The organism is Bacterioplanoides pacificum (genome assembly GCF_042648445.1).
GTDB classification, from domain to species: Bacteria; Pseudomonadota; Gammaproteobacteria; order Pseudomonadales; family Oceanobacteraceae; genus Bacterioplanoides; species Bacterioplanoides pacificum.
The window spans coordinates 385,576-407,585 of record NZ_JBHRYB010000001.1 but is presented as its reverse complement, the minus strand read 5'-3'; the positions used below and the strand labels follow the sequence as shown (position 1 = coordinate 407,585).

The following is a 22,010-nucleotide window of genomic DNA, read 5'->3' as shown; positions in this document are numbered from 1 at the left end:
TACGCCGGATTTTCAGGAGAGATATTATGCAAGCCCCTTTTCAGGTTCAGTTTATTGGCGCAACCGGTACCGTCACCGGCTCCAAATATCTGGTGAAATACGATCGCTATAAAATCATGATCGATTGCGGTCTGTTCCAGGGCATTAAAAACGTGCGCCGCCGTAACTGGGCAGACCTGCCATTCCAGCCCAGCGAACTCGACGCCGTGTTATTAACCCATGCTCATATTGATCATTCGGGTTATTTGCCGGCACTGATGAAACGTGGTTACCACGGCCCGATTCATTGTTCCGATGCCACCAAAGCCCTGTGCAAAGTGTTACTGCCGGACGCTGGTTTCCTGCAGGAAGAAGACGCCAAGTACGCCAATCACAAACATTTTTCCAAACATCAGCCGGCCGAACCGCTGTACACCGAAGCGGATGCCCGCAAAGTACTGAAGCAGTTTAAATCGCTGCCGTTTCGTCAGATTCTGGAATTACCCGGTGGTATGACGGCGGAATTTATCCCGGTCGGTCATATTCTGGGGGCCAGTGCCATTCGTCTTGAATATCAGGGCACCAGTATCACCTTCAGTGGTGATGTCGGACGCCAGGACGACGTGGTGATGTACCCGCCAGAACCACTGCCCGCCACCGATTATCTGGTGGTGGAATCCACTTACGGCGACCGCCGCCATGAAGAGCTGGATGCCGAACAGGTGATTGCCGGTATCGTCAACCGCACCGCTCAGCGTGGTGGTATCGTGCTGATGCCATCATTTGCCGTAGGCCGGGCACAAATGGTGCTGCACCTGCTGCAGAAGCTGCGTGAAGAAAACCGTATTCCTCATCTGCCGGTGTATCTCAACAGCCCGATGGCCATTAAAGCGACGGAAATTTTTTATAACCTGCACGACCTGCATAAACTCGATGAGGCCGACTGCAAACAAATCGACGCCATGACCCATTACGTTAAAACCGTGGAAGAGTCGATTGAACTGAACAATCGTAAATACCCGTCGATTATTATTTCCGCCAGCGGCATGGCCAGCGGCGGGCGGGTATTACATCACCTGAAAAGCCTGGTGACGGATGCCAAAAACAGTATTTTATTCCTTGGCTATCAGGCTGCCGGGACACGGGGAGATGCACTGACCCACGGTGCCGATAAAGTCAAAATTCACGGTAATTATTATCCGGTCAAAGCCGAGGTCCATAATCTGACCGCGCTGTCGAGCCACGGTGACTATGAGGAAATTATTCATTGGCTGAAACAGCTGCCGGGTAAGCCGAAAAAGGTATTTATTACCCACGGCGAAGCGTCGGCCGCCGATTGTATGCGCCTGCATCTGCAGGACAAACTCGGCTGGCACGCCGAGGTACCGGAGTATTTGGATATTGCCGTGCTGAAGTGAGCCCCCGGCCGGGCAGGTTAAACCAGCACCTCCCGCAGCTGCACCCGGGTGAGTGGTTTACGAATCACCCGAAGCGCAGCCTCGATATCTGCGGGCAGGTGCTGACCGGCATACAACAAAGCCACCAGCACACAGTTCTGTTGCTGGCACTGCGCCACCAGTGCCGGCCAGTCAATGGCAGTATCTGCGCCATCCACCAACAGATAACGAGCAGACTCAGGCAGCTGCCCTGCGCTGGCGGGAAGTAGCTGATAGCGGCCGCCGCTTTCCTCAGCCAGCCACTGCTGCAGCAATGCCGACGAGCTGATATAAGCCACCGTTGCCGGGCTGGCTGCTGTCAGCTCAGCTAACAACGCCGGGTCAGCCGCCTGGCTATGCACCTGAAAACGGAACACCGAGCCTGACGAATCAGAACGCTCCAGCCGCAGTTCGCCGTCCATCAGCTCACAGATTTTAAGCGCAATCGATAATCCCAGGCCGTTGCCATCGTGTTGACGTGTGGAAGAGTTATCGGCCTGATGAAAAATAGTAAAAATATCCCGCTGCGCATCCGCCGGAATACCGATCCCGGTATCACTCACCGTTGCCGTTAACACGCCGTGATGCCAGCCAACGTTAACAGCCACACCACCATCTCGGGTGAATTTAAGGGCGTTGGCAATCAGGTTAATAAACACCTGACGCAGACGTACCGGATCAAATTCCAGTCGCGCCGGAAAACCCGGCTGCAGATGCAGAGTCAGATCGAGTTGCTGGCTCGCCACCTGGGCGCTGAACATTTTGACCAGTTCATCAAAGAATTGCTCGGTATCAACAACCTGTGAATGCAGCACCATGCCATTGGCTTCAATGGCTGCGGTATCCAGAATCTGATTCACCGTATCCAGTAATAAATGAGCACTCTGATGAGACAGCTGCACAAATTCATATTGTTCGTCATCCAGGCGGGTTTCCAGCAGCAACTCGTTGGTGCCTAAAATACCGTTAATCGGCGTTCTTAATTCATGGCTCATGTTGGATAAAAACTGGCTTTTTACCTGGCTGGCTTCCTGCGCCTGATGATTGGCGAGTTTCAGTTCATTTTCGAGCACTCTGGCTTGTTCGATATCCTGCTTCAGTTGATCGTTCAGGCTGTGGAGTTCAGCGTTCATTTCAGAGTAGGTTTTGTGATAAGCCCAGACCAGCGGCGCCACAATAAATGCCAGCAATAAACTGAGACCGAGGACATACAACATGTCATCAATCAGTGCCTGCTCGATCACAGTAATATCCATATCGGCCGCCGCCACGTATGGCAGCCCGGACGGTGACTTCAGCGGCAACAGGATGGTACGGAATAACCCCCAGCGATCTCCGGCCGTCACATATACGGGTTCATCCGCATCCATGGCATCGAAGTATTTCTGCGCTCCTTCCGGATAACTGGTCCAGTAGGTGACAATCTGATCGTTGGCGACGTCTTCCTCGGTGTAGTTGCAGCTGGTGAAATAAATCATATCGCCGACCATGACGTAACTGTAGATATAGGTCATATCAGCACTTCTTGCGTGGCTGTTCAGCAATTCCTGATTCAAGCGGTCCTGCGCAGGAGAGATGGCTTCTGAAGTGCGGGCGACATCATGAAAGTCTGGCGCTAACAGGCTCGGTAAATTGCTGGCAGCGGCATACAGGCGGGCATCGATATCTTCCAGGTAACGCTGCCGCTCAAGCAGATAACTGATGGCCGATACCACAACAATACCAACCAGATAAATACACACCGCTGCAGTCAAACGCCTTGCAGGATTCATAGACACTCCGGCCAATGGCCATTTCATTATTATTCTGCCCAACACAGCCCTAACAGCCACTGACTTAATAGTAATGACCTTTCTATCGACATCAACCCGGATTAACCGCAGTTACTACAAATGATCAATATTTCATCATATTCAGCCAGGCCAGCAATAAAAAAAGCCTGCCGGTCTGAAGGAACTGGCAGGCTTTTTCTGTTATCCGGCAAACATCGGGCTGATCTTAACGCATCATCGGTGGCATGCCACCAGGCGGCATACCACCGCCAGGACCGCCCATTCCACCCGGGCCGCCCATGCCACCCATCGCACGCATCATTTTCTTCATGCCGCCTTTGGCGGTCACTTTTTTCATCATCTTCTGCATTTGCTTGTGTTGCTTCAACAGCCGGTTGATGTCCTGAATCTGGGTACCGGAACCATTGGCGATACGCTTCTTGCGTGAGCCGTTGATTTTATCCGGGAAGCGACGCTCGTCCGGCGTCATAGAAAAAATGATCGATTCCATCTGCTTAAACTGCTTTTCGGCGGCATCGGTTTGTTTGCCCATGGCACCCAGATTGCCCATACCCGGCAGTTTATCGAGCATGCCCGTCAGGCCACCCATGTTTTTCATCTGCTGGATCTGATCGAGGAAATCTTCCAGATCAAATCCTTTGCCTTTCTGGATCTTTTTCGCCAGCTTATCCGCTTTGCTTTTATCGATTTTGCGCTCGGCTTCTTCGATCAGCGTCAGAATATCGCCCATATCGAGAATACGGGAGGCCACACGATCCGGATGGAAAGGCTCCAGAGCATCGGTTTTTTCACCCATGCCCATAAATTTGATGGGCTTACCGGTAATATGACGTACCGACAAGGCGGCACCACCACGGGCATCACCATCGGCTTTGGTCAGCACCACACCGGTTAACGGCAAGGCATCATTAAAGGCCTTAGCAGTATTCGCCGCATCCTGACCGGTCATGGCGTCAACCACAAACAGGGTTTCGGTCGGGTTGATGGCGGCGTGTAACGCCTGAATTTCAGCCATCATTTGTTCGTCAACCGCTAGCCGGCCAGCGGTATCCACTAACAGCACATCGGCCTGTGCCCGCTTGGCGGCATCAATTGCAGCGTTGGCAATATCAATCGGCTTTTGTTCCACCGACGATGGGTGAAATAACGCGTTCACCTCACCGGCCAGGGTTTCCAGCTGCTTGATGGCCGCCGGACGATAAACGTCAGCAGAAACCACCATCACTTTTTTCTTTTCGCGTTCCGCCAGGTATTTAGCCAGCTTAGCGACGGTGGTGGTTTTACCGGCACCCTGTAAACCCGCCATCAGCACCACAACCGGCGGCTGAGCCGACAGGTTCAGACTCTCGTTGGCTTCCCCCATCACACTCTGCAGCTCGTCCTGAACAATCTTCAGGAACGCCTGGCCCGGGTTCAGGCTTTGCAACACATCCGAACCGATCGCCCGCTCTTTCACCTGATCGGTGAACGCCTTGACCACCGGCAGCGCAACGTCCGCTTCCAGCAGCGCCATGCGCACTTCGCGTACCGTGCCTTTGATATTCTCTTCAGTTAACTTCGCCTGGCCGGTAATGCTTTTTAACGCACCGCCCAGGCGATCGGTAAGGCTCTCAAACATCGTTGATAACTCAAATACAGATAAATATGCCCGCAGTATATCCCGAGCAGCCCCACTGACCCAACCACCTGCGGTGGAAAAAGCGCGATAACAGGATGATTTCACAAATAAAAAGTGCGACACTGCCGGGCTTTAGCCTGGTTAACTTCCTTCTCCGGCACTCACTCGGCACGCATACCGTGTGGCTGACACTGCACTGACGATTTCAGCCCCCGGGGCCTCAGACGAAGGAAGCAAAGAGGACGTGATATGTCAGGACTCACTCTGGCGCTGCCTGCTGCCGCATTTTATTTATTCAGCGCCTTTCGCCAATGGTTAACCGCCAGTGGTAAACAACCCGCCAATCGTGGTCTGGTTCTGTCTGCAGCGATGGTTGCGGCTCTGTTACACCTGGGTTATCTCGGCAGTGATATGCTGGCCGGGAAACACATTAATTTTGCCTTCTTTGAAGTCGGGTCACTGATCAGCTGGGTCATCACCCTGCTGCTGTTGTTTTCCAGCTGGAAAAAACCGGTCGATAACCTGCTGATCGCACTGCTGCCGATGGCCGCTCTGGTGCTGATTTTTGCGGCGCTGTCTGAACAGCGTGTGCCACTCAGCAACGTCAGTTATGGTCTGGCCTGGCATATTCTGTTATCGATTCTGGCCTACAGTGTGTTCACCATTGCAGCAGTACAATCGATCTTGCTCTATCTGCAGGACCAAAGCCTGAAAAAACATCATCTGCGCGGCCTGGTGCAGAATCTGCCACCGCTGCAAACCATGGATCTGCTGTTATTCGAAATGATCTGGCTGGGTATGGCACTGCTGACCGCCGCCTTTATTATTGGTTTCCCCAGCGTCGAAGACTTCTACGGCCAGCACCTGATTCACAAGGTGGTGTTTGCCGTTACCGGCTGGCTGGTGTTTGCCACCCTGCTGTTTGGTCGTTACCGCTTTGGCTGGCGTGGTGTGACGGCCAGCCGCTGGACCCTGATCGGTACCGGCTTTCTGATTTTGTCCTACTTTGGCTCCAAGTTTGTGGTGGAAGTGATTCTGGATAAAACCTGAAAGCAGTAATATGATGAGCGCTTCTTAATCACTCTTTTTCACAACAACAGGACCCCGTCTTGAATGACGTTCCCTTAAGTGTGCTGTTTGGCATACTGGCCATGCTGATTGTCTTTTCCGGATTTTTCTCCAGTTCTGAAACCGGCATGATGTCGCTGAACCGCTACCGTTTGCGCCACCTGGTTAAAAACAAACACAAAGGCGCAGAACGTGCAGCCCGTTTGCTGGATAAACCCGACCGTTTAATCGGCACCATCCTGACCGGCAATAACCTGGTTAACTTTGCTGCGGCGGCGCTGGCGACCATCATCAGCCAGCGTTTATGGCCCGACAACCCAGATCTGGCGGTGTTTGTTAACACCATTTTGTTCACTCTGGTGGTACTGATTTTTGCCGAGCTGACGCCCAAAACCCTGGCTGCGATTGCGCCGGAAAAAATCGCCTTCCCGGCTTCCAGAGCGCTGGCTGCCCTGCAGTGGTTGCTGTACCCGTTTGTCTGGTTTGTGAATACCATCGCCAACGGCTTACTGAAGCTGATCCGGGTGGATGTGAATAATCCAACTCCGGATAACCTGTCAACCGAAGAGCTGCGCACCGTGGTGCGTGAAGCCGGCTCCATGATCCCGAAACGCCACCAGCATATGCTGATCAGCATTCTCGATCTGGAAAAAATGACCGTCAATGACATCATGGTGCCACGTACGGAAGTGTTTGGTATCGATCTGGATGACGACCTGGCGACCATTCAGCAACAACTGAAAACCACGCAGCACACCCGTTTACCGGTTTTTCGTGGCGAGCTGAACGAAGTTGTCGGCACGCTGCATACACGTAATATCAGCCGTTTCCTGGCCGCCGGTGAATACCTGAAAGAAGAGCTGGAAAAGGTCATCCGCGATCCGTATTTCATTCCGGAAAGCACGCCGTTACACACCCAGCTGTTTAACTTCCAGAAAAATCAGCGCCGCATGGCACTGGTGGTGAATGAATACGGTGATGTTCAGGGTTTGTGTACGCTGGAAGATATTCTCGAGGAGATCGTCGGCGAGTTCACTACCGATGTGGCGGCCGCCAGTTCACCGGATGTTCACCCGCAGGATGATGGCAGCTTTATTATTGATGGCACCGCGTTTGTCCGCGATATCAACAAAGCCATGCACTGGCACCTGCCGACTGACGGTCCGAAAACCGTCAGTGGCCTGATCGTGGAAGCACTGGAACACATCCCCGACACACCGCTGTGCCTGGTGATCGATAATTACCGTATCGAAATCCTGCAGATCAAAGACAACACCATCCGCACCGCCCGGGTGACTCTGGTACCGGGCAGCAAGAAGCCCGCAGCAGAATAATCAACGCTGCGGCGGGTTTCACCCGTTAATTGCCATTGCTGAAGGGCCGCTTTGCCTCGTACAATAGCGCCCCTTCTTTCAAGCGCACAGAAACGATTTCCATGACAGAACAGACCTCCCGCAAAATTCTGGTAACCAGCGCCCTGCCATACGCCAATGGCTCGATCCATTTAGGGCACCTGCTGGAATACATCCAAACCGACATCTGGGTCCGCTTCCAGAAGTCCCGTGGCAACCAGTGCACCTATGTATGCGCTGACGACGCCCACGGTACCGCGATCATGTTACGTGCCGAGAAAGAAGGCATCAGCCCGGAAGAACAGATTGCCCGGGTACAAGCAGAACATGAAACCGACTTCGCCGACTTTCAGATCGCGTTTGATAACTTTTACAGCACCCACAGTGATGAAAACCGCGAGTTTTCTGAAGCGATCTACAAAGCCTGTAAAGAGAAGGGACACATCAACGTTCGCAACATCACTCAGCTGTACGATCCGAAGAAGGAACTTTTCCTGGCGGATCGTTACGTCAAAGGTGAATGCCCTAAGTGTGGCGCTGCTGACCAATACGGTGATAACTGCGAAAGCTGTGGTGCCACGTACACCCCGGCGGAACTGAAAAACCCGTTTTCCACCATCTCAGGTGCGACACCGGTGGAAAAAGAATCCGAGCACTATTTCTTCAAACTGCCGGATTTTGAAGCCTTCCTGAAAGAATGGACCCGCTCCGGCACGTTACAGGACGAAGTGGCTAATAAACTGGCCGAGTGGCTGGACGCCGGCCTGCAGGAATGGGATATCAGCCGCGACGCTCCGTATTTTGGCTTTGAAATTCCGGACGCACCCGGCAAATATTTCTACGTCTGGCTGGACGCGCCTATCGGTTATATGGCCAGCTTTAAAAACCTGTGCGACCGTCGCGACGATCTCAACTTTGATGATTACTGGAAAGCAGACTCCGATGCTGAGGTATACCACTTCATCGGTAAAGACATCATCAATTTCCATGCCCTGTTCTGGCCAGCCATGCTGAGTGCCGCTGAATACCGCACCCCTACCGCGGTAAATGCTCACGGTTTTGTGACCGTCAACGGCGCTAAAATGTCGAAATCACGCGGTACCTTTATTAAAGCGCGAACCTTCCTCAATCACCTGAATCCAACTTACCTGCGTTATTATTTTGCCGCCAAACTGGGCGCCAGTGTCGACGACTTCGACCTCAACCTGGAAGACTTTGTGCAGCGTGTAAATACCGACCTGGTCAATAAACTGATCAACATCGCCAGCCGTACCGCTAACTTTGTGAAAAAGTCCGGTGGCAAACTGAGCGACACCTGTGTTGAACAGGACATGGTGCAGGATTTCATTAATCGTGGCGACGTCATTGCAGAGCTGTACGAACAGCGCGAATTCGGCAAAGCCATGAAAGAGATCATGACGCTGGCGGATCGTGCCAACGAATACATTCAGGCCAAACAACCCTGGGCGATGAACAAAGAAGAAGGTCGTGAGCAGGAAGTTCTGGAAATCTGCTCGGTAGCCATCAACCTGTTCCGCCAGCTGATGACTTATCTGGCCCCGGTACTGCCGGAAATCGCCGATAAAACCAAAGCCTTCCTGAATCTGGAATCGCTCGACTGGAATGCCCGCAGCAACATCCTGCTGGGCCATGAAATTAATAAATTCAAACCAATGTTAGGCCGTGCGGAAATGGAAAAAGTAGAAGCCATTCTGGAAGAAACCAAAACCGAACTGGCAAAAGAGAACGGCGAAACTCCGGCAAAAGCAGAAACCAAAGCCGCCGACAAAAAAACCGCCAAAAAAGAAAAGCCGGCGAAGAAAAAAGGCCAGAAAGGAAAAGAGTTGCGTGAAGACGGCAACGAAGTGATCGCGCCGGAAATCCAGTTCGATGACTTCGCTAAGGTTGATTTACGCGTCGCTAAAATCGTCAATGCACAATACGTTGAAGGCGCCGATAAGCTGCTGCAGCTGACGCTGGACATTGGTAACGGTGATGTACGCAATGTATTTTCCGGTATTCGTTCCGCTTATGCACCACAAGACCTGATCGGCACCCTGACGGTAATGGTCGCCAACCTGGCACCACGAAAAATGAAGTTCGGCATCTCTGAAGGTATGGTGATGGCCGCGGGCCCGGGTGGTAAAGACATCTGGCTGCTGGAGCCGGACGAAGGTGCCCAGCCGGGCATGCGGATTTTATAACCGATAACTCACGGCCGATAGTTATTTCCCAGCCGCACCCGCCGTAAGGCACATCCCTGTGCCTACGCCGGGCCCGCAACATCCTGTTGCTGCTTTGGCAAACAACCATTAGCAGCAGTGACATTACAATGCCCGAGCAGCATACTGTTCGGGCATTTTTTGTTTCGAGGCATATTTATGCGTTTTGCTGTTATCTGTTTCCTATCACTGCTCAGCGCTGCGCTGCAGGCGGAAACCTTCCTGTGGAAAGTCAGCAAAGATAACCGGCACCTGTACCTTGGCGGCACGTTTCATATGCTGATGCCAAGCGATTATCCGCTGCCCGCCGAATTTGAGTACGCATACGAGCAGGTAAACTGGCTGGTATTTGAAACCGATATTGCCAAACTGGGCAGCACAGAATTCCAGCAGAAATTTCAACAAGCGTTTGTACAGCCCAACGGCCAGACATTACAAGACCAACTGTCAGATAACGAGTGGCAACGGTTGCAGCGCTATTGCCAGCAACGCCAGATTCCATTGGCACAGTACCAATCCATGACTGTGCAATTCATCAGCCTGGTGATTGTGATGCACGAACTCAAGCGGTATGGCATGACAGCGGAAGGGGTAGACAACCATTTTTATCTGCGGGCCAAAGCCGATGGCAAAGTCACCAGCCAGCTGGAAAGTGTCGATGACCAGATCCGCTACCTGGCTACCATGGCGCAGGGCAATGAAGACAACCTGATTCGCCAAACCATCGACGATGCGCAACAGCTGGAGCAGATGATGACCCAGATGCGCCAATCATGGCGTTCGGGAGACTTAACCACGTTAACGGCAACCGGTATCACACCGATGCAGCGTGACTACCCACGGATTTACCAAAGCCTGTTGGTGGAACGTAATAACAACTGGATGCCACGCATTAAAAAGCTGCTGCAGCACCCGGAGCCCAAACTGATCTTAGTCGGAGCGCTACATCTGGCTGGTCCGAACGGTTTATTGCAACAACTGCAACAGGCGGGCTATCAGGTCAGCCAGCTGACGACTGTAAAGTAACGTCTGCAGCCGGGTAGCACACAGCCTGGCTGCTATAATCGGGCAAAAATTTTCAACAGGCCCACAAGCATGAAATCCTTTCTGACTCTATTGACCTCCCTTTGTTTAATCTTTGCGGTTGCCGGTGAAGCCCATGCCAAACGCTTTGGCGGTGGCGGTTTCGGTAAAAGCTACAAAACCACCCCGTTTAAAAAATCAGAGCCGCAGAAGCAGCAGCAACAACAACCGGCTTCGGGTAAAAAAAATGCCGGTAAAGGCATGATGGGTGGTTTATTAGGTGGTCTGCTGGCCGGTGGTTTATTTGCCTATCTGCTGGGCAACGGCGCGTTTGAAGGCATCCAGTTCATGGACATTCTGCTGCTCGCGGTTTTAGCCTTTGTTGCCCTGAAGGTGTTCCGTTCAATGGCCGGCGCTCAACGCCAGCCAGTGGCTCAGGGCGCCGCCGGTTACGCTCAAACGCTGCAAAACCGTGATAACTTCGCACAGGAAAGCCACAACGCTGCAGATCAGCAAACTCCGTTTAACCTGCCGCAGGGTTTTGATGCCGATGCCTTTATTGAAGGCGCATTACAGCATTACCGCACCGTGCAGCAGGCCTGGAATGACGGTCAGCTGGATATCATCGAAGAATATGTATCCGCCCCATTATTCGCCGGCTTAAAACAACAGCGCGAAAAATTAATGGTGCCACCACAAACCGAAATTCTTTCCCTCAGTGCTGAAATTGTGCGCGCGGACCAACAGGGCAACATGGCTGAAATCAGCATTCTGTTCCGCGGCTTATGCAAAGACGAACTGGAAAAATCCGAAGACGGTATTTTTGATACCTGGCACCTGGAGCGCGACACCAGCATTGCACAATCCAGCTGGATTATTGTCGGTATTGAAGCGGAATAACCGCGTTACTCGCTCCCCTTGAAGACAGACCCTATAGCTAAGGCAGAGGAAGTACTCTGCCTTCCCCCTCTCTGCAGTAACACACCTTTCCACCAGCTAGCCTAATATTCCTGTTTTTCACGGATTAATTTCCTTCAGTTACATAAACGGCACAAATTGTTACATTTTGGCCTGAATTAACTTGCCATAATCCCGCGTCCTGACGTTTTTGTTTACATCGTCAACTTCCATCTAAAAACAAGATTCAGCAAGGAACTCCCAATATGTTGAAGCAGACCTCAGTGTTGGCTGCGGCTGTGATGCTTGCATCTCAGGCGATGGCCTCCGGCTTTAAAATCAATGAACAATCTGCCAGCGGTGCAGGCCGTGCCTTTGCTGGTAGCGCTGCCGTGGCTAACGATGCCTCAGTGGTATTTTTTAACCCGGCAGGCATGAGCCGCCTGGACCGTTCCCAGGCCAGCTTTGGTTTTACCTACCTGGATCTGGAAGGTAGCTTCGAAGGTGTTCGCACCGACCCGGCTGGCGTCAGCAGCACACTGGCACCAAGCCAACAGGCACCGTTTGGTGAAGCCGGCACCTATAACGATGGTGGTGACTTTATGCCGAATAAAGTGATTCCATTTGGTTACTTCGTGCACAAACTGGATGACAAAGCGGCCGTGGGCCTGGGTATTTTTGCTCCGTTTGGTACATCAACAGACTACAAACAAGGTTCACTGGCCGGTGGTTTCGCTGACGAAACTCAGCTGTCTGCCATCGATATTCAGCCAACCTTCTCGTACAAGCTGAGTGAAACCTTATCGTTCGGTGTGGGTATCGATATCGTTTATGCCAAGGGCCTGTTAAGTAAGGAGCTGGATCTGGTGCCATTAGCAGCGGCTTATCAGCTGGCCGGTCAGGGTGCTCAGATTAACCCGGAAGATTACCGTGGTTACGAAAATAAGTTTGAAGTGGCTGGCGATGACGTCGGTTACGGCTGGAACTTTGGCTTAATGTGGGATATCACGCCTGCAACCACGTTCGGTTTTGCTTATCGCTCCGAAGTTGATTTCGATCTGGAGGGTAAATCAGAATTTAAACAATCCGAAGGCGTCGTTGCTTATTCACCCGATGCCAATGCCATCGTTCCGGCCGACACCAACGCTGCGGCCACCTTTATCCTGAACGATCAGGGCCAGGCAGGCCTGTGGCGCGCGGATTTGACGCCTGCTACCGGCAGCATTGCCAAACAGGATTCCCGTGTACCGTTAACCGGGCCGCGCTCAGCGACTTTCAGTTTTGCACACCGCTATAACGATCGCTTGCAGGTACTGGCCGGTGCAACCTGGACAGACTGGTCTTCATTCAAATACTTTGACGTCATCGCCACCGGTGAAGGCGTGATTGATGATATCGCAGGTTTAGGTGAAAACTACGTAGGCCATATCGTTGAGAAGTGGCACGACACATGGTCTTACTCTGTTGGGGCAGAATACGCGCTGAATCAGGACTGGACACTGCGCACCGGTTACGCCTTCGACGCATCACCGGTTAAAGATCAGCACCGTACCGCCCGTGTACCGGACAACGACCGTCAGTGGCTGACCGCCGGTGCAACCTATAACCTGAACAGCAACTGGAGCTTTGACGCGGCGGTGGCTTACCTGTTTATCGATAAATCCAAGATCGATGAATACAACTACGACCTGGACGATCAGCAAAAAGGTGTCGATAACCTGAAAGGTGAATACGACGTTAACGCTCTGGGTATTTCCTTCCAGGCTAACTACCGTCTGTAATTGTTTGTGGCTCTGCAACACACTGATAAGCCCGGGTTCTCCCGGGTTTATTGTTTTTGTCGAGCGCCATTAAACGCAGCGCCAGAACAAAGGTAACCAGCAACACAACTAAGGAAGCCAATACCACTCCCGGCCAGCCGGAATTTTGCCAGAACAGACCCAGATAACTACCGCCCAGACTCGCGCCGAGATAATAGCTGACGAAATACAGCGCACTGGCACTGCCGCGTCCTTCTCCGGCATGACGACTGACCCAGCCACTGGCCGCCGAGTGAGCGGTAAAAAATGCCAGTGCATTGATCAGCAATCCGGTGATGATCACAGCCAAACTATCGGCTAACGTCAGCAATGTTCCTGATACCAGCAACAGACAAGCCACCGCCATCACCCCGGGGGAAGACCAACGCCTCACCCAGCGCCCGGAATAAGCGGCACCGACGGTGCCGGACAAATAGGTCAGAAACAACATACCGAGCCAGTGACTGTCGAGTGAATAAGGTGAATCACTCAGCACAAAGGTGATGTAACTGTACTGATTCAGAAACACCATAAAATTCAGCCCTCCCAGCAGGTAGGCTGGCCATAACCAGGGATTAATACAATGGCGGCGGTAATCTTTCAGCACCCCCGTTAACGCCAGCGGCCTGGGCTTAAAATGGCGACTGGCGGGTAACAACACAACAAACAATAGCCACAACACCAGACTGACCAGCGCCATCAGGGCAAAGGTATCCGGCCATCCCAGCCAGCTGGTGCCCCAGCCACCAATCAGCCGGCCACTGATACCACCCAGACTGTTACCACTGATGTATAAACCAACCGCCGCTGCCAGCGCTGCTGGCGACATTTCCTCACCCATGTACGCCATGGCTATCGCAGGCAAAGCCCCGGCACACAGACCCGTCAGGGCGCGCAGCAATAACAATTGTGGGTAACTGTCGACCTGACTGACCAGTCCCCCCGCCAGGCACAGGCCGGCCATACTGATAACCATCAGCCATTTACGGCCAAAAGCGTCGGACAAAGGACCAAAGATCAGCAACGCCAGGGCTAACATGGCGGTACTCAGACTCAGCGCCCAGCTCGCTTCGGCGCTGCTAAGCCGGAAGTCGGCTGCCAGCACCGGCATCAGTGGTTGCGTGATATACAGGTTGGCAAATACCAATAAAGAGCCTGATAACAGCGCTATCGTTGCCCGCCAGTATGCACGGCTGCCAGCTTCAATCATCGTTAGTCCGGTTGGTTACGTCGCAAAATCGCCACACCAGACTAGCAATTGCCATTCAATCAGTTAAATATATAGAAATTAGCGTAAGCATATATTTTTATGATGAACCTGAAACAGCTGCATTATTTTGTCACCATCGCCGAACTGGGCAGCTTTACCCGGGCCAGTGAGCTGCTGCATATCGCCCAGCCGGCCCTCAGTATGTCGGTGCGTAAACTGGAACAACAACTTGAATTGACCTTATTTCACCGCCATGACAAACGCATCAGCCTGACCGACGAAGGTAAACGCCTGTTGCTGCACGGGCGCAAAATCCTGCAGGCCAGCAATGACGCGCTGACCGAAATGCGGGAGCTGAAAGGCCTGGAAAAAGGAGAGGTACGGGTCGGCATCCCGGGCATGCTGGGATCTTATTATTTCCCGCCACTGCTGATGGCGTTTCGCGAACGTTATCCCAACCTGCGTCTGGAAGTGATTGAAGGTGGGGTCTGGGAGCTGCAGCAACTGCTGGAAAAAGGTGATATCGACCTGGCGGTAGTGGCTGAAGCGTTTCTGCGGCCACAACTGCAGGCCGAAGTCTTCCTGCGTGAACAGATGATGGTCACCCTGGCGGCCGATCATCCACTGGCGCAACAAAGCAGCATCAGTTATCAACAGTTTTTTCAGCAACAGCTGGTGTTATTTAAACCCGGTTACTTCCATCGTAAGCTGGTTGATCAGCTGGCCAATGACGGTGGTTATCAGCCACAAATCGGCTTTGAAACCAACCTGATTGCCCTGATTAAAGCCATCGTCCAGCGCGGTTATGGCATATCAACCCTGCTGGAGATGGTTATTCAGCCTCAGGATGGTCTGGTGGCCCGCCCCTTCAGTCAGCCGGTGCGCCTAAATCTTGCGCTGGCCTGGCGCCGCGACGGCTATCTCAGCAAAGCGAACCGCGCCTTTGCCGACTTTGTGCTGGAAAACACCGGTGACCTGCAATACTGACAGCCGACCACCCACCTCCTTCACTTATGTTTACAAAGTACACACCCTCTCGTATTATTCGACCTCCGAGGGCAGCAACAGCTGCCTTTTTGCGTTTTAAGGATTCAAACACCATGCATGCCATTATGAACACCTACGGGCGCCTGCCGGTGACTTTTGCTTCTGGCAAAGGCAGCTGGCTGGTCGACGACCAGGGTCAGCAGTATCTGGATGCACTCAGCGGTATTGCTGTTTGTGGTCTGGGCCATGCCCATCCGGCAGTCACCAAAGCGCTGTGCGAACAGGCTGACAAGCTGATTCATACCTCCAACCTGTACGGCATCGAACGCCAGCAGGCACTGGCGGAAGCGCTGCGACGAGTGTCGGGCATGGATAATGTGTTTTTCTCCAACTCCGGTGCCGAAGCCAACGAAGCAGCGATTAAAATCGCGCGTAAATACGGCCACGATCAGGGCATTCATGAAGCCAAGATTGTGGTAATGAGCCAGTCGTTCCATGGCCGTACCCTGGCCACGTTGTCGGCCACCGGCAATGCTAAAGTGCACGCAGGTTTTGGCCCGCTGGTCAGCGGTTTTGTGCGGGTACCCTACAATGATATCGCGGCGCTTGAAGCCGTGGTGCAAGCGGACCCGCAAATTGTCGCGGTATTGCTCGAACCGGTTCAGGGCGAAGGAGGTCTGGCAACCGCGTCAGGCGATTACCTCAAAGCGGTTCGGGCGCTGTGTGATGAGCGTCAGCTGCTGATGATGCTGGATGAAATCCAGACCGGTAACGGCCGTACCGGCAGCTACTTCTGCTATCAGCAGTTTGATTTTTTACCGGACGTAGTCACCACTGCCAAAGGCCTGGGTAACGGTGTCCCGATTGGTGCCTGCCTGGCCCGCGGCCAGGCCGCAGACGTGCTGCAGCCCGGCAACCACGGTTCCACCTACGGCGGTAACCCGCTGGCCTGTGCTGCCGCTACCGCTGTGGTTGAAACCATTGAAGGTGACAACCTCAGTGCCAATGCTGCAGCCATGGGCGATTATCTGCGCGACCGTTTCCGCGAACAACTTGGCAATAATAGCCAGTTAAAAGAGATCCGTGGCCGCGGCCTGATGATTGGCCTGGTCATGAATCAGGATTGTCCTCAGTTGATGGCCCAGGCCATTACCGAACAGAAATTATTGCTGAACGTAACCGCTGGCAATGTGATTCGTTTATTGCCGCCATTAAACCTGAGCAAAGACGAAGCAGATCAGATTGTTGAGCGTGTCGTTGCTCTGGTCGCTACTTTATAACCTACAACTGACAGCGGGTTAACAGGTTAATCCGCTGCCTAAGAGAGAATTATTGTGAGACATTTCTTAACCCTGCTGGATCTCTCTCCGGACGAGTTAAACTGGATTATTAACCGTGCCATTGAGCTGAAAAAAATTCATCGCTCTGGTGAGGTCTATGAACCCCTGAAAAACAAAGTGCTGGGCATGATTTTCGAAAAATCATCCACCCGCACCCGGGTTTCATTTGAAGCCGGCATGGCACAACTGGGCGGCAGCGCGATTTTCTTATCGCCACGCGACACTCAGTTAGGCCGCGGTGAACCGATCGAAGACAGCGCCCGTGTGTTGTCACGCATGGTCGACGTCGTCATGATCCGTACCTTCGATCACGAAACCGTCGAACGTTTTGCGGCGTTTTCTCAGGTGCCGGTTATTAATGCTTTAACCGATGATTTCCATCCGTGTCAGCTGCTGGCCGATGTACAGGCGTACGTTGAACACCGTGGCAGCATCAAAGGCAAAACCGTTGCCTGGATTGGTGATGGCAATAATATGTGCCACTCCTACATCAACGCTGCCCGTCAGTTTGGCTTCACTTTAAACGTCGCGTGTCCGGAAGGTTTTGAACCTGCCGAACACCTGGTGAACGAAAACGCAGATCGTGTAAACGTAATGCGTGATCCTAAAGACGCCGTTAAAAACGCCGACCTGGTGGTGACCGACGTATGGGCCTCTATGGGTCAGGAAGACGAGCAGGACGATCGTCTGGCTAAGTTCCGGGACTATCAGGTTTCTCCTGCGCTGCTGGATCTGGCTAACGACGACGTTGTCTTTATGCACTGCTTACCCGCACACCGTGGTGAAGAAGTCAGCGAAGACCTACTGGACGACAAACGCGCCGTTGTTTGGGACGAAGCGGAAAACCGCTTACACGCTCAGAAAGCACTGCTGGAGTTTTTGCTGTGTCAGGAAGAGGAATAGCAAAAAACATCTTCTGACGGCTATCGCGGACAGGGTCCGCTCCTACAGTACAAATATCTTGTAGGAGCGGACCCTGTCCGCGACCATAAGAAATTTAGAAAAACAATTTCTGTAATTCTTCACCCGGCTCTTCAGCACGCATAAAGGCTTCACCCACCAGAAATGCATGTACGTTATTGTCACGCATCAGCTTCACATCGTCCGGCACCAGAATACCGCTTTCAGTCACTAACAGGCGGTCAGAAGGCACCTGATCCAATAAGCCCAGCGTGGTATCTAACGTCAGCTCAAACGTATGCAGGTTACGGTTATTGATGCCTACCAGCGGTGTCGACAGTTTCAGTGCCGATTGCAGCTCTTCACCGTCGTGTACTTCCACCAGCACATCCATACCCAGCTCTTCGGCTAAGCCAGCCAGATCCTGCAGCTGCATATCGCTTAATGCTGATACGATCAGCAAAATGCAGTCGGCATTTAATAAACGCGCTTCGTACACATGGTATGGGTCGATCAGGAAGTCTTTGCGAATAACCGGTAAGGAGCAGGCTTTGCGGGCTGCGATTAAATAATCTTCGTGGCCTTTAAAATAATCACGATCGGTTAACACCGATAAACAAGCCGCACCACCCTTCTCGTAGGATTCGGCAATTTGCTCCGGAACGAAGTTTTCACGCAACACGCCTTTCGATGGCGATGCCTTTTTAATCTCGGAAATGACCGCTGGCAAACCAGCATCCACTTTCGCTTTCATTGAGCGATAAAAACCACGCAGCTCCGACGGATCCCGATCTGTCGACTGTGCTTTAATTTCCGCTAACGGCAGAGTTTTACTGCGCTCAGCAATTTCCTGTTCTTTTGTCGCCAGGATTTTTCTTAAGATGGTTGGTGTATTCATTGTATTCTGATCTGTTGCGGCAGTTAATTTTTAAAGTATTTCGAAGAGCAATGGTCATTTTTCAGCCGCCGGATCGGACGGCACATCCATGTGCCGGCGATCCTAACGCAACATCCTGTTGCTGCTATTGAAAAACAACACATTACTCTTCTTTATATTTTTCGAAACCTGCCCAATTTACACAGGTTTCTGTGGAGGGAAGCTATTTGAATATTTTCGCAGCAGCCGCATGGATGCGGCGGTAGGATCGTGGTTCATGGACGAACTTTCGATCCCGCGACTGAAAATAATCAGATGGCTTCGCTCATTTCCGGTCTGCCAGGCTAATCAGCCCTGACCGTCTTCAGCAATATACTTCGAGAAACTTGCCAGCTCTTTAATTTTCTCCAGCGCCATGCCACTGTAAATCGCGTCTTCTGCCATGCTGACACCTTCTTTCATGGTGTGCGCCAGACCGGCGACATAAATCGCCACACCGGCATTTAACGCCAGCATATCTGCGGCCTTCTCACCTGCTGCAGTTTCACGTTTGCCTAAAGCATCACGAATCAGCGCCAGACTGGCCTCAGCACTGTCTACATCCAGACCGGTTAACGCCTGAGACTTCAGGCCCAACTCTTCCGGGTTGATCATAAACTCGCGGATTTCACCCTGCTTCAGTTCGCAGGCATAAGTTTCTGCCGCCAGGCTGATTTCATCCAGGCCATCTTTGGAGTGCACCACCAGAATATGGCCAGCCCCCAAACGTTGCAGCACTTCCGCCACCGGACGAACCAGGTTTTTGGTAAACACACCAATCACCTGATTTGCCACTCCGGCGGGGTTGGTCATCGGCCCAAGAATATTAAAAATGGTACGCATAGCTAACGATTTACGCGGCCCGATCGCATGTTTCATGGCACTGTGATGAGAGGGGGCAAACATAAAACCGACACCCAGTTCATCAATACAGCGCCCAACCTGCTCGGCGGTCAGCTCCAGATTCACTCCGGCGGCTTCTAATAAGTCAGCACTGCCGGAGTTAGACGACACACCGCGGTTACCGTGTTTAGCCACAGTGCCACCGGCTGCCGCAACAATAAAGGAGGACGCCGTTGAAACGTTAAATAAGTTTGCACCATCACCACCGGTGCCAACGATATCCACCGCATGATCAGCCTGGATGCTGACTCCGGTCGCTAACTCACGCATGACACTGACAGCACCGGCAATTTCATCAATGCTTTCACTTTTCATACGTAACGCCACCAGAAACCCACCAATCTGTGCATCATCGCACTGGCCGGTCATAATCTGACGCATCACATCCATCATTTCTTCTGTGGTTAAATCCTGTCGCTCAACCACACGGGCCAATGCTTGTTTAATATCCATTTGATGTCCCCTGTGATTAAACTTTCGACTTTAAAAAATTAGCCAATAAATCATGGCCGTGTTCGGTCAGAATGGATTCCGGATGAAACTGCACCCCTTCGATCGCCAGTTCTTTATGACGAACACCCATAATTTCTTCCATACTGCCGTCATCATTTTCGGTCCAGGCGGTTATCTCCAGACAATCGGGCAAGGTTGTTTTATCAATTACCAATGAGTGGTAACGCGTGGCGTTATAGCCTTCACGCAAACCAGCAAACACGCCGCTGTTTTTATGATGTATCGGAGAAATTTTGCCGTGCATTACCCGGCCGGCACGAACAATATCGCCGCCAAATGCCTGACCAATACTCTGATGCCCCAGACAAATTCCGAGAATGGGTAATTTGCCGGCAAAATGTTTAATCGCCGCCATCGAAATTCCGGCTTCATTCGGAGTGCATGGTCCGGGAGAAATGACCAGGTGATCCGGATTTAATGCTTCTATCTGTTCGATGGTCACCTCATCGTTGCGGAATACTTTTACCTCAGCCCCCAGCTCGGCAAAATATTGCACCACGTTGTAGGTAAACGAATCGTAGTTGTCGATCATAACTAACATAGTGTGGTCCCCTCTGCCTTATTCCTGGTCCAGTCCGGCTTCCGCCATAGCAACCGCACGAAACATCGCCCGGCCTTTATTCATGGTTTCCTTCCATTCCAGCCGCGGTACAGAGTCCGCTACCACACCAGCACCTGCCTGAATATTCAGCATGCCGTCTTTAATCACTGCAGTACGAATGGCAATCGCAGTATCCATATTGCCGTTCCAGCTTAAATAACCAACGGCACCGCCATACACCCCTCGCTTGGTGGATTCAAATTCGTCGATAATTTCCATCGCCCGGATTTTCGGTGCACCACTCAGGGTGCCTGCCGGATGTACTGCACGTAATACATCCATCGCGGTGATGCCGTCTTTCACTTTGCCTTTAACATTGGAAACGATATGCATCACATGGCTGTAGCGTTCCACCACCATCTGATCGGTCACTTCTACCTCGCCGGTCTGCGCCACCCGGCCAACGTCATTACGACCCAGATCGATCAGCATTAAATGTTCGGCAATTTCTTTCGGATCACCTAACAGCTCCGCTTCCAGCGCCTGATCTTCTTCGTCTGTCTGCCCCCGGTAACGGGTACCAGCAATCGGCCGTACCGTGACTTCACCGTCTTCCAGCCGCGCCAGAATTTCGGGTGACGACCCCACGACATGAAAGTCGCCAAGGTTCAGACAATACATATAAGGTGATGGATTCAGAGTACGCAGCGCCCGATAAATATTGACCGGATCGCCATCGTAAGGCACCTGCATGCGCTGCGAAATCACACACTGCATAATGTCGCCGGACAGTACATATTCTTTAATATTGTCCACCGCATCCATAAATGGCTGCTCGCCAAATAACGAGCGGAAATCGCTTTCGGCCACTTGTTTTGGCTCTGCCAATGGCTGGCCAATATCGCCCTGATACGGTTTACGTAATTGCTGGCGCAATTGCTCAATTCGCTGTTCAGCCACTTCGAGTGCATTGTGAACAGCAGGGTTCGCCATCACAATCAGGTGTAATTTGCCGCTCAGGTTATCGAATACCACAACTTCTTCCGACACCATCAGCAGAATATCCGGGGTCTTCAGGTCGTCTTTCGGGCAGCTGGCTTTTAATTTTGGCTCGATATAACGAATAGTGTCATATCCAAAATAGCCCACCAGACCACCATCAAACTTTGGCAGATCCGGCATCATAGGCACCCGGAAACGTTGCTGGTATTCGCTGACAAATGCTAATGGATCATCAACCTCGAAGTGTTCCGCCAGCTGACCATCCCGGTGTAATTCAACCCGCTGGTCGTAAATTTTAATAATTTCCCGGCAAGGCAGACCAATAATGGAATAACGTCCCCACTTTTCGCCCCCCTGCACCGATTCAAACAAATAGGTAAAAGGCTGAGCGGCCAGTTTCAGAAAGGTGGTCAGCGGTGTATCAAGATCAGCCAGCACCTGACGGGCAACCGGGATACGGTTGTAACCCTGGTCTGCCAGCGCTGCAAATTGTTGCGGTGTCATAAAATAC

General features: G+C 52.2%; 17 protein-coding genes. 10 read left to right on the top strand and 7 right to left on the bottom strand.

Features of this window, described 5'->3' with window-relative positions; translation table 11 throughout:
• The first annotated feature begins 26 nt into the window (after nt 1–26).
• Complete coding sequence (locus ACFOMG_RS01875; RefSeq protein WP_376864405.1) at nt 27–1,397, top strand: MBL fold metallo-hydrolase; 1,371 nt, start codon at nt 27–29, stop codon at nt 1,395–1,397.
• 17 nt (nt 1,398–1,414) lie between these two features.
• On the opposite strand, the gene ACFOMG_RS01870 is transcribed toward ACFOMG_RS01875, so the two are convergent.
• Nucleotides 1,415–3,187: a sensor histidine kinase gene (locus ACFOMG_RS01870; RefSeq protein ID WP_376864404.1), complete on the bottom strand. Its 1,773-nt coding sequence runs from the start codon at nt 3,185–3,187 to the stop codon at nt 1,415–1,417.
• A gap of 226 nt (nt 3,188–3,413) precedes the next feature.
• Nucleotides 3,414–4,826 (bottom strand): signal recognition particle protein, encoded by a 1,413-nt coding sequence (gene ffh / locus ACFOMG_RS01865; protein WP_376864403.1) that lies wholly within the window; start codon nt 4,824–4,826, stop codon nt 3,414–3,416.
• Nucleotides 4,827–5,075: 249 nt separating this feature from the next.
• Between ffh and ACFOMG_RS01860 the strand changes: the two genes are divergently transcribed.
• From ACFOMG_RS01860 to ACFOMG_RS01835, 6 genes are all read left to right on the top strand, one after another.
• Nucleotides 5,076–5,876, top strand: a complete 801-nt coding sequence (locus tag ACFOMG_RS01860) for a cytochrome C assembly family protein (protein ID WP_376864402.1) — start codon at nt 5,076–5,078, stop codon at nt 5,874–5,876.
• Nucleotides 5,877–5,935: 59 nt separating this feature from the next.
• The gene (locus tag ACFOMG_RS01855; protein WP_376864401.1) at nt 5,936–7,228 is read left to right on the top strand and encodes an HlyC/CorC family transporter; all 1,293 of its coding nucleotides are present in this window, start codon (nt 5,936–5,938) and stop codon (nt 7,226–7,228) included.
• Nucleotides 7,229–7,329: 101 nt separating this feature from the next.
• The gene (gene metG, locus ACFOMG_RS01850) at nt 7,330–9,450 is read left to right on the top strand and encodes a methionine--tRNA ligase (RefSeq protein ID WP_376864400.1); all 2,121 of its coding nucleotides are present in this window, start codon (nt 7,330–7,332) and stop codon (nt 9,448–9,450) included.
• A 177-nt stretch (nt 9,451–9,627) separates the two neighbouring features.
• Nucleotides 9,628–10,494 (top strand): TraB/GumN family protein, encoded by an 867-nt coding sequence (locus ACFOMG_RS01845; RefSeq protein ID WP_376864399.1) that lies wholly within the window; start codon nt 9,628–9,630, stop codon nt 10,492–10,494.
• Between the two features lie 69 nt (nt 10,495–10,563).
• On the top strand, nt 10,564–11,391 hold the full coding sequence (locus tag ACFOMG_RS01840; RefSeq protein ID WP_376864398.1) for a Tim44 domain-containing protein: 828 nt from the start codon (nt 10,564–10,566) through the stop codon (nt 11,389–11,391).
• A 263-nt stretch (nt 11,392–11,654) separates the two neighbouring features.
• A complete protein-coding gene (locus ACFOMG_RS01835) occupies nt 11,655–13,169 on the top strand; it encodes an OmpP1/FadL family transporter (protein WP_376864397.1) in 1,515 nt (504 codons plus the stop codon).
• Here ACFOMG_RS01835 and ACFOMG_RS01830 read toward each other — a convergent pair.
• A complete protein-coding gene (locus ACFOMG_RS01830) occupies nt 13,153–14,397 on the bottom strand; it encodes an MFS transporter (RefSeq protein WP_376864396.1) in 1,245 nt (414 codons plus the stop codon). The genes ACFOMG_RS01835 and ACFOMG_RS01830 overlap by 17 nt on opposite strands.
• A gap of 102 nt (nt 14,398–14,499) precedes the next feature.
• Between ACFOMG_RS01830 and ACFOMG_RS01825 the strand changes: the two genes are divergently transcribed.
• The 3 genes from ACFOMG_RS01825 to argF all read left to right on the top strand — a co-directional run bounded on the left by ACFOMG_RS01825 (nt 14,500) and on the right by argF (nt 17,627).
• The gene (locus ACFOMG_RS01825) at nt 14,500–15,384 is read left to right on the top strand and encodes a LysR family transcriptional regulator (RefSeq protein ID WP_376864796.1); all 885 of its coding nucleotides are present in this window, start codon (nt 14,500–14,502) and stop codon (nt 15,382–15,384) included.
• 113 nt (nt 15,385–15,497) lie between these two features.
• Complete coding sequence (locus ACFOMG_RS01820) at nt 15,498–16,664, top strand: aspartate aminotransferase family protein (protein WP_376864395.1); 1,167 nt, start codon at nt 15,498–15,500, stop codon at nt 16,662–16,664.
• 48 nt (nt 16,665–16,712) lie between these two features.
• A complete protein-coding gene (gene argF, locus ACFOMG_RS01815) occupies nt 16,713–17,627 on the top strand; it encodes an ornithine carbamoyltransferase (RefSeq protein ID WP_376864795.1) in 915 nt (304 codons plus the stop codon).
• A gap of 94 nt (nt 17,628–17,721) precedes the next feature.
• Here the strand turns inward: argF and trpC are convergent, their stop codons facing one another.
• The 4 genes from trpC to trpE form a co-directional block, all read right to left on the bottom strand.
• Nucleotides 17,722–18,522 (bottom strand): indole-3-glycerol phosphate synthase TrpC, encoded by an 801-nt coding sequence (gene trpC / locus ACFOMG_RS01810; RefSeq protein WP_376864394.1) that lies wholly within the window; start codon nt 18,520–18,522, stop codon nt 17,722–17,724.
• A 327-nt stretch (nt 18,523–18,849) separates the two neighbouring features.
• Nucleotides 18,850–19,896, bottom strand: coding sequence for an anthranilate phosphoribosyltransferase (gene trpD / locus ACFOMG_RS01805; RefSeq protein WP_376864393.1), 1,047 nt, complete (start codon nt 19,894–19,896; stop codon nt 18,850–18,852).
• A gap of 16 nt (nt 19,897–19,912) precedes the next feature.
• The gene (locus ACFOMG_RS01800; RefSeq protein ID WP_376864392.1) at nt 19,913–20,497 is read right to left on the bottom strand and encodes an aminodeoxychorismate/anthranilate synthase component II; all 585 of its coding nucleotides are present in this window, start codon (nt 20,495–20,497) and stop codon (nt 19,913–19,915) included.
• 18 nt (nt 20,498–20,515) lie between these two features.
• Entirely contained in the window at nt 20,516–22,003 is a 1,488-nt protein-coding gene (gene trpE / locus ACFOMG_RS01795) for an anthranilate synthase component I (RefSeq protein WP_376864391.1), read from the bottom strand.
• Nucleotides 22,004–22,010 lie beyond the last annotated feature (7 nt).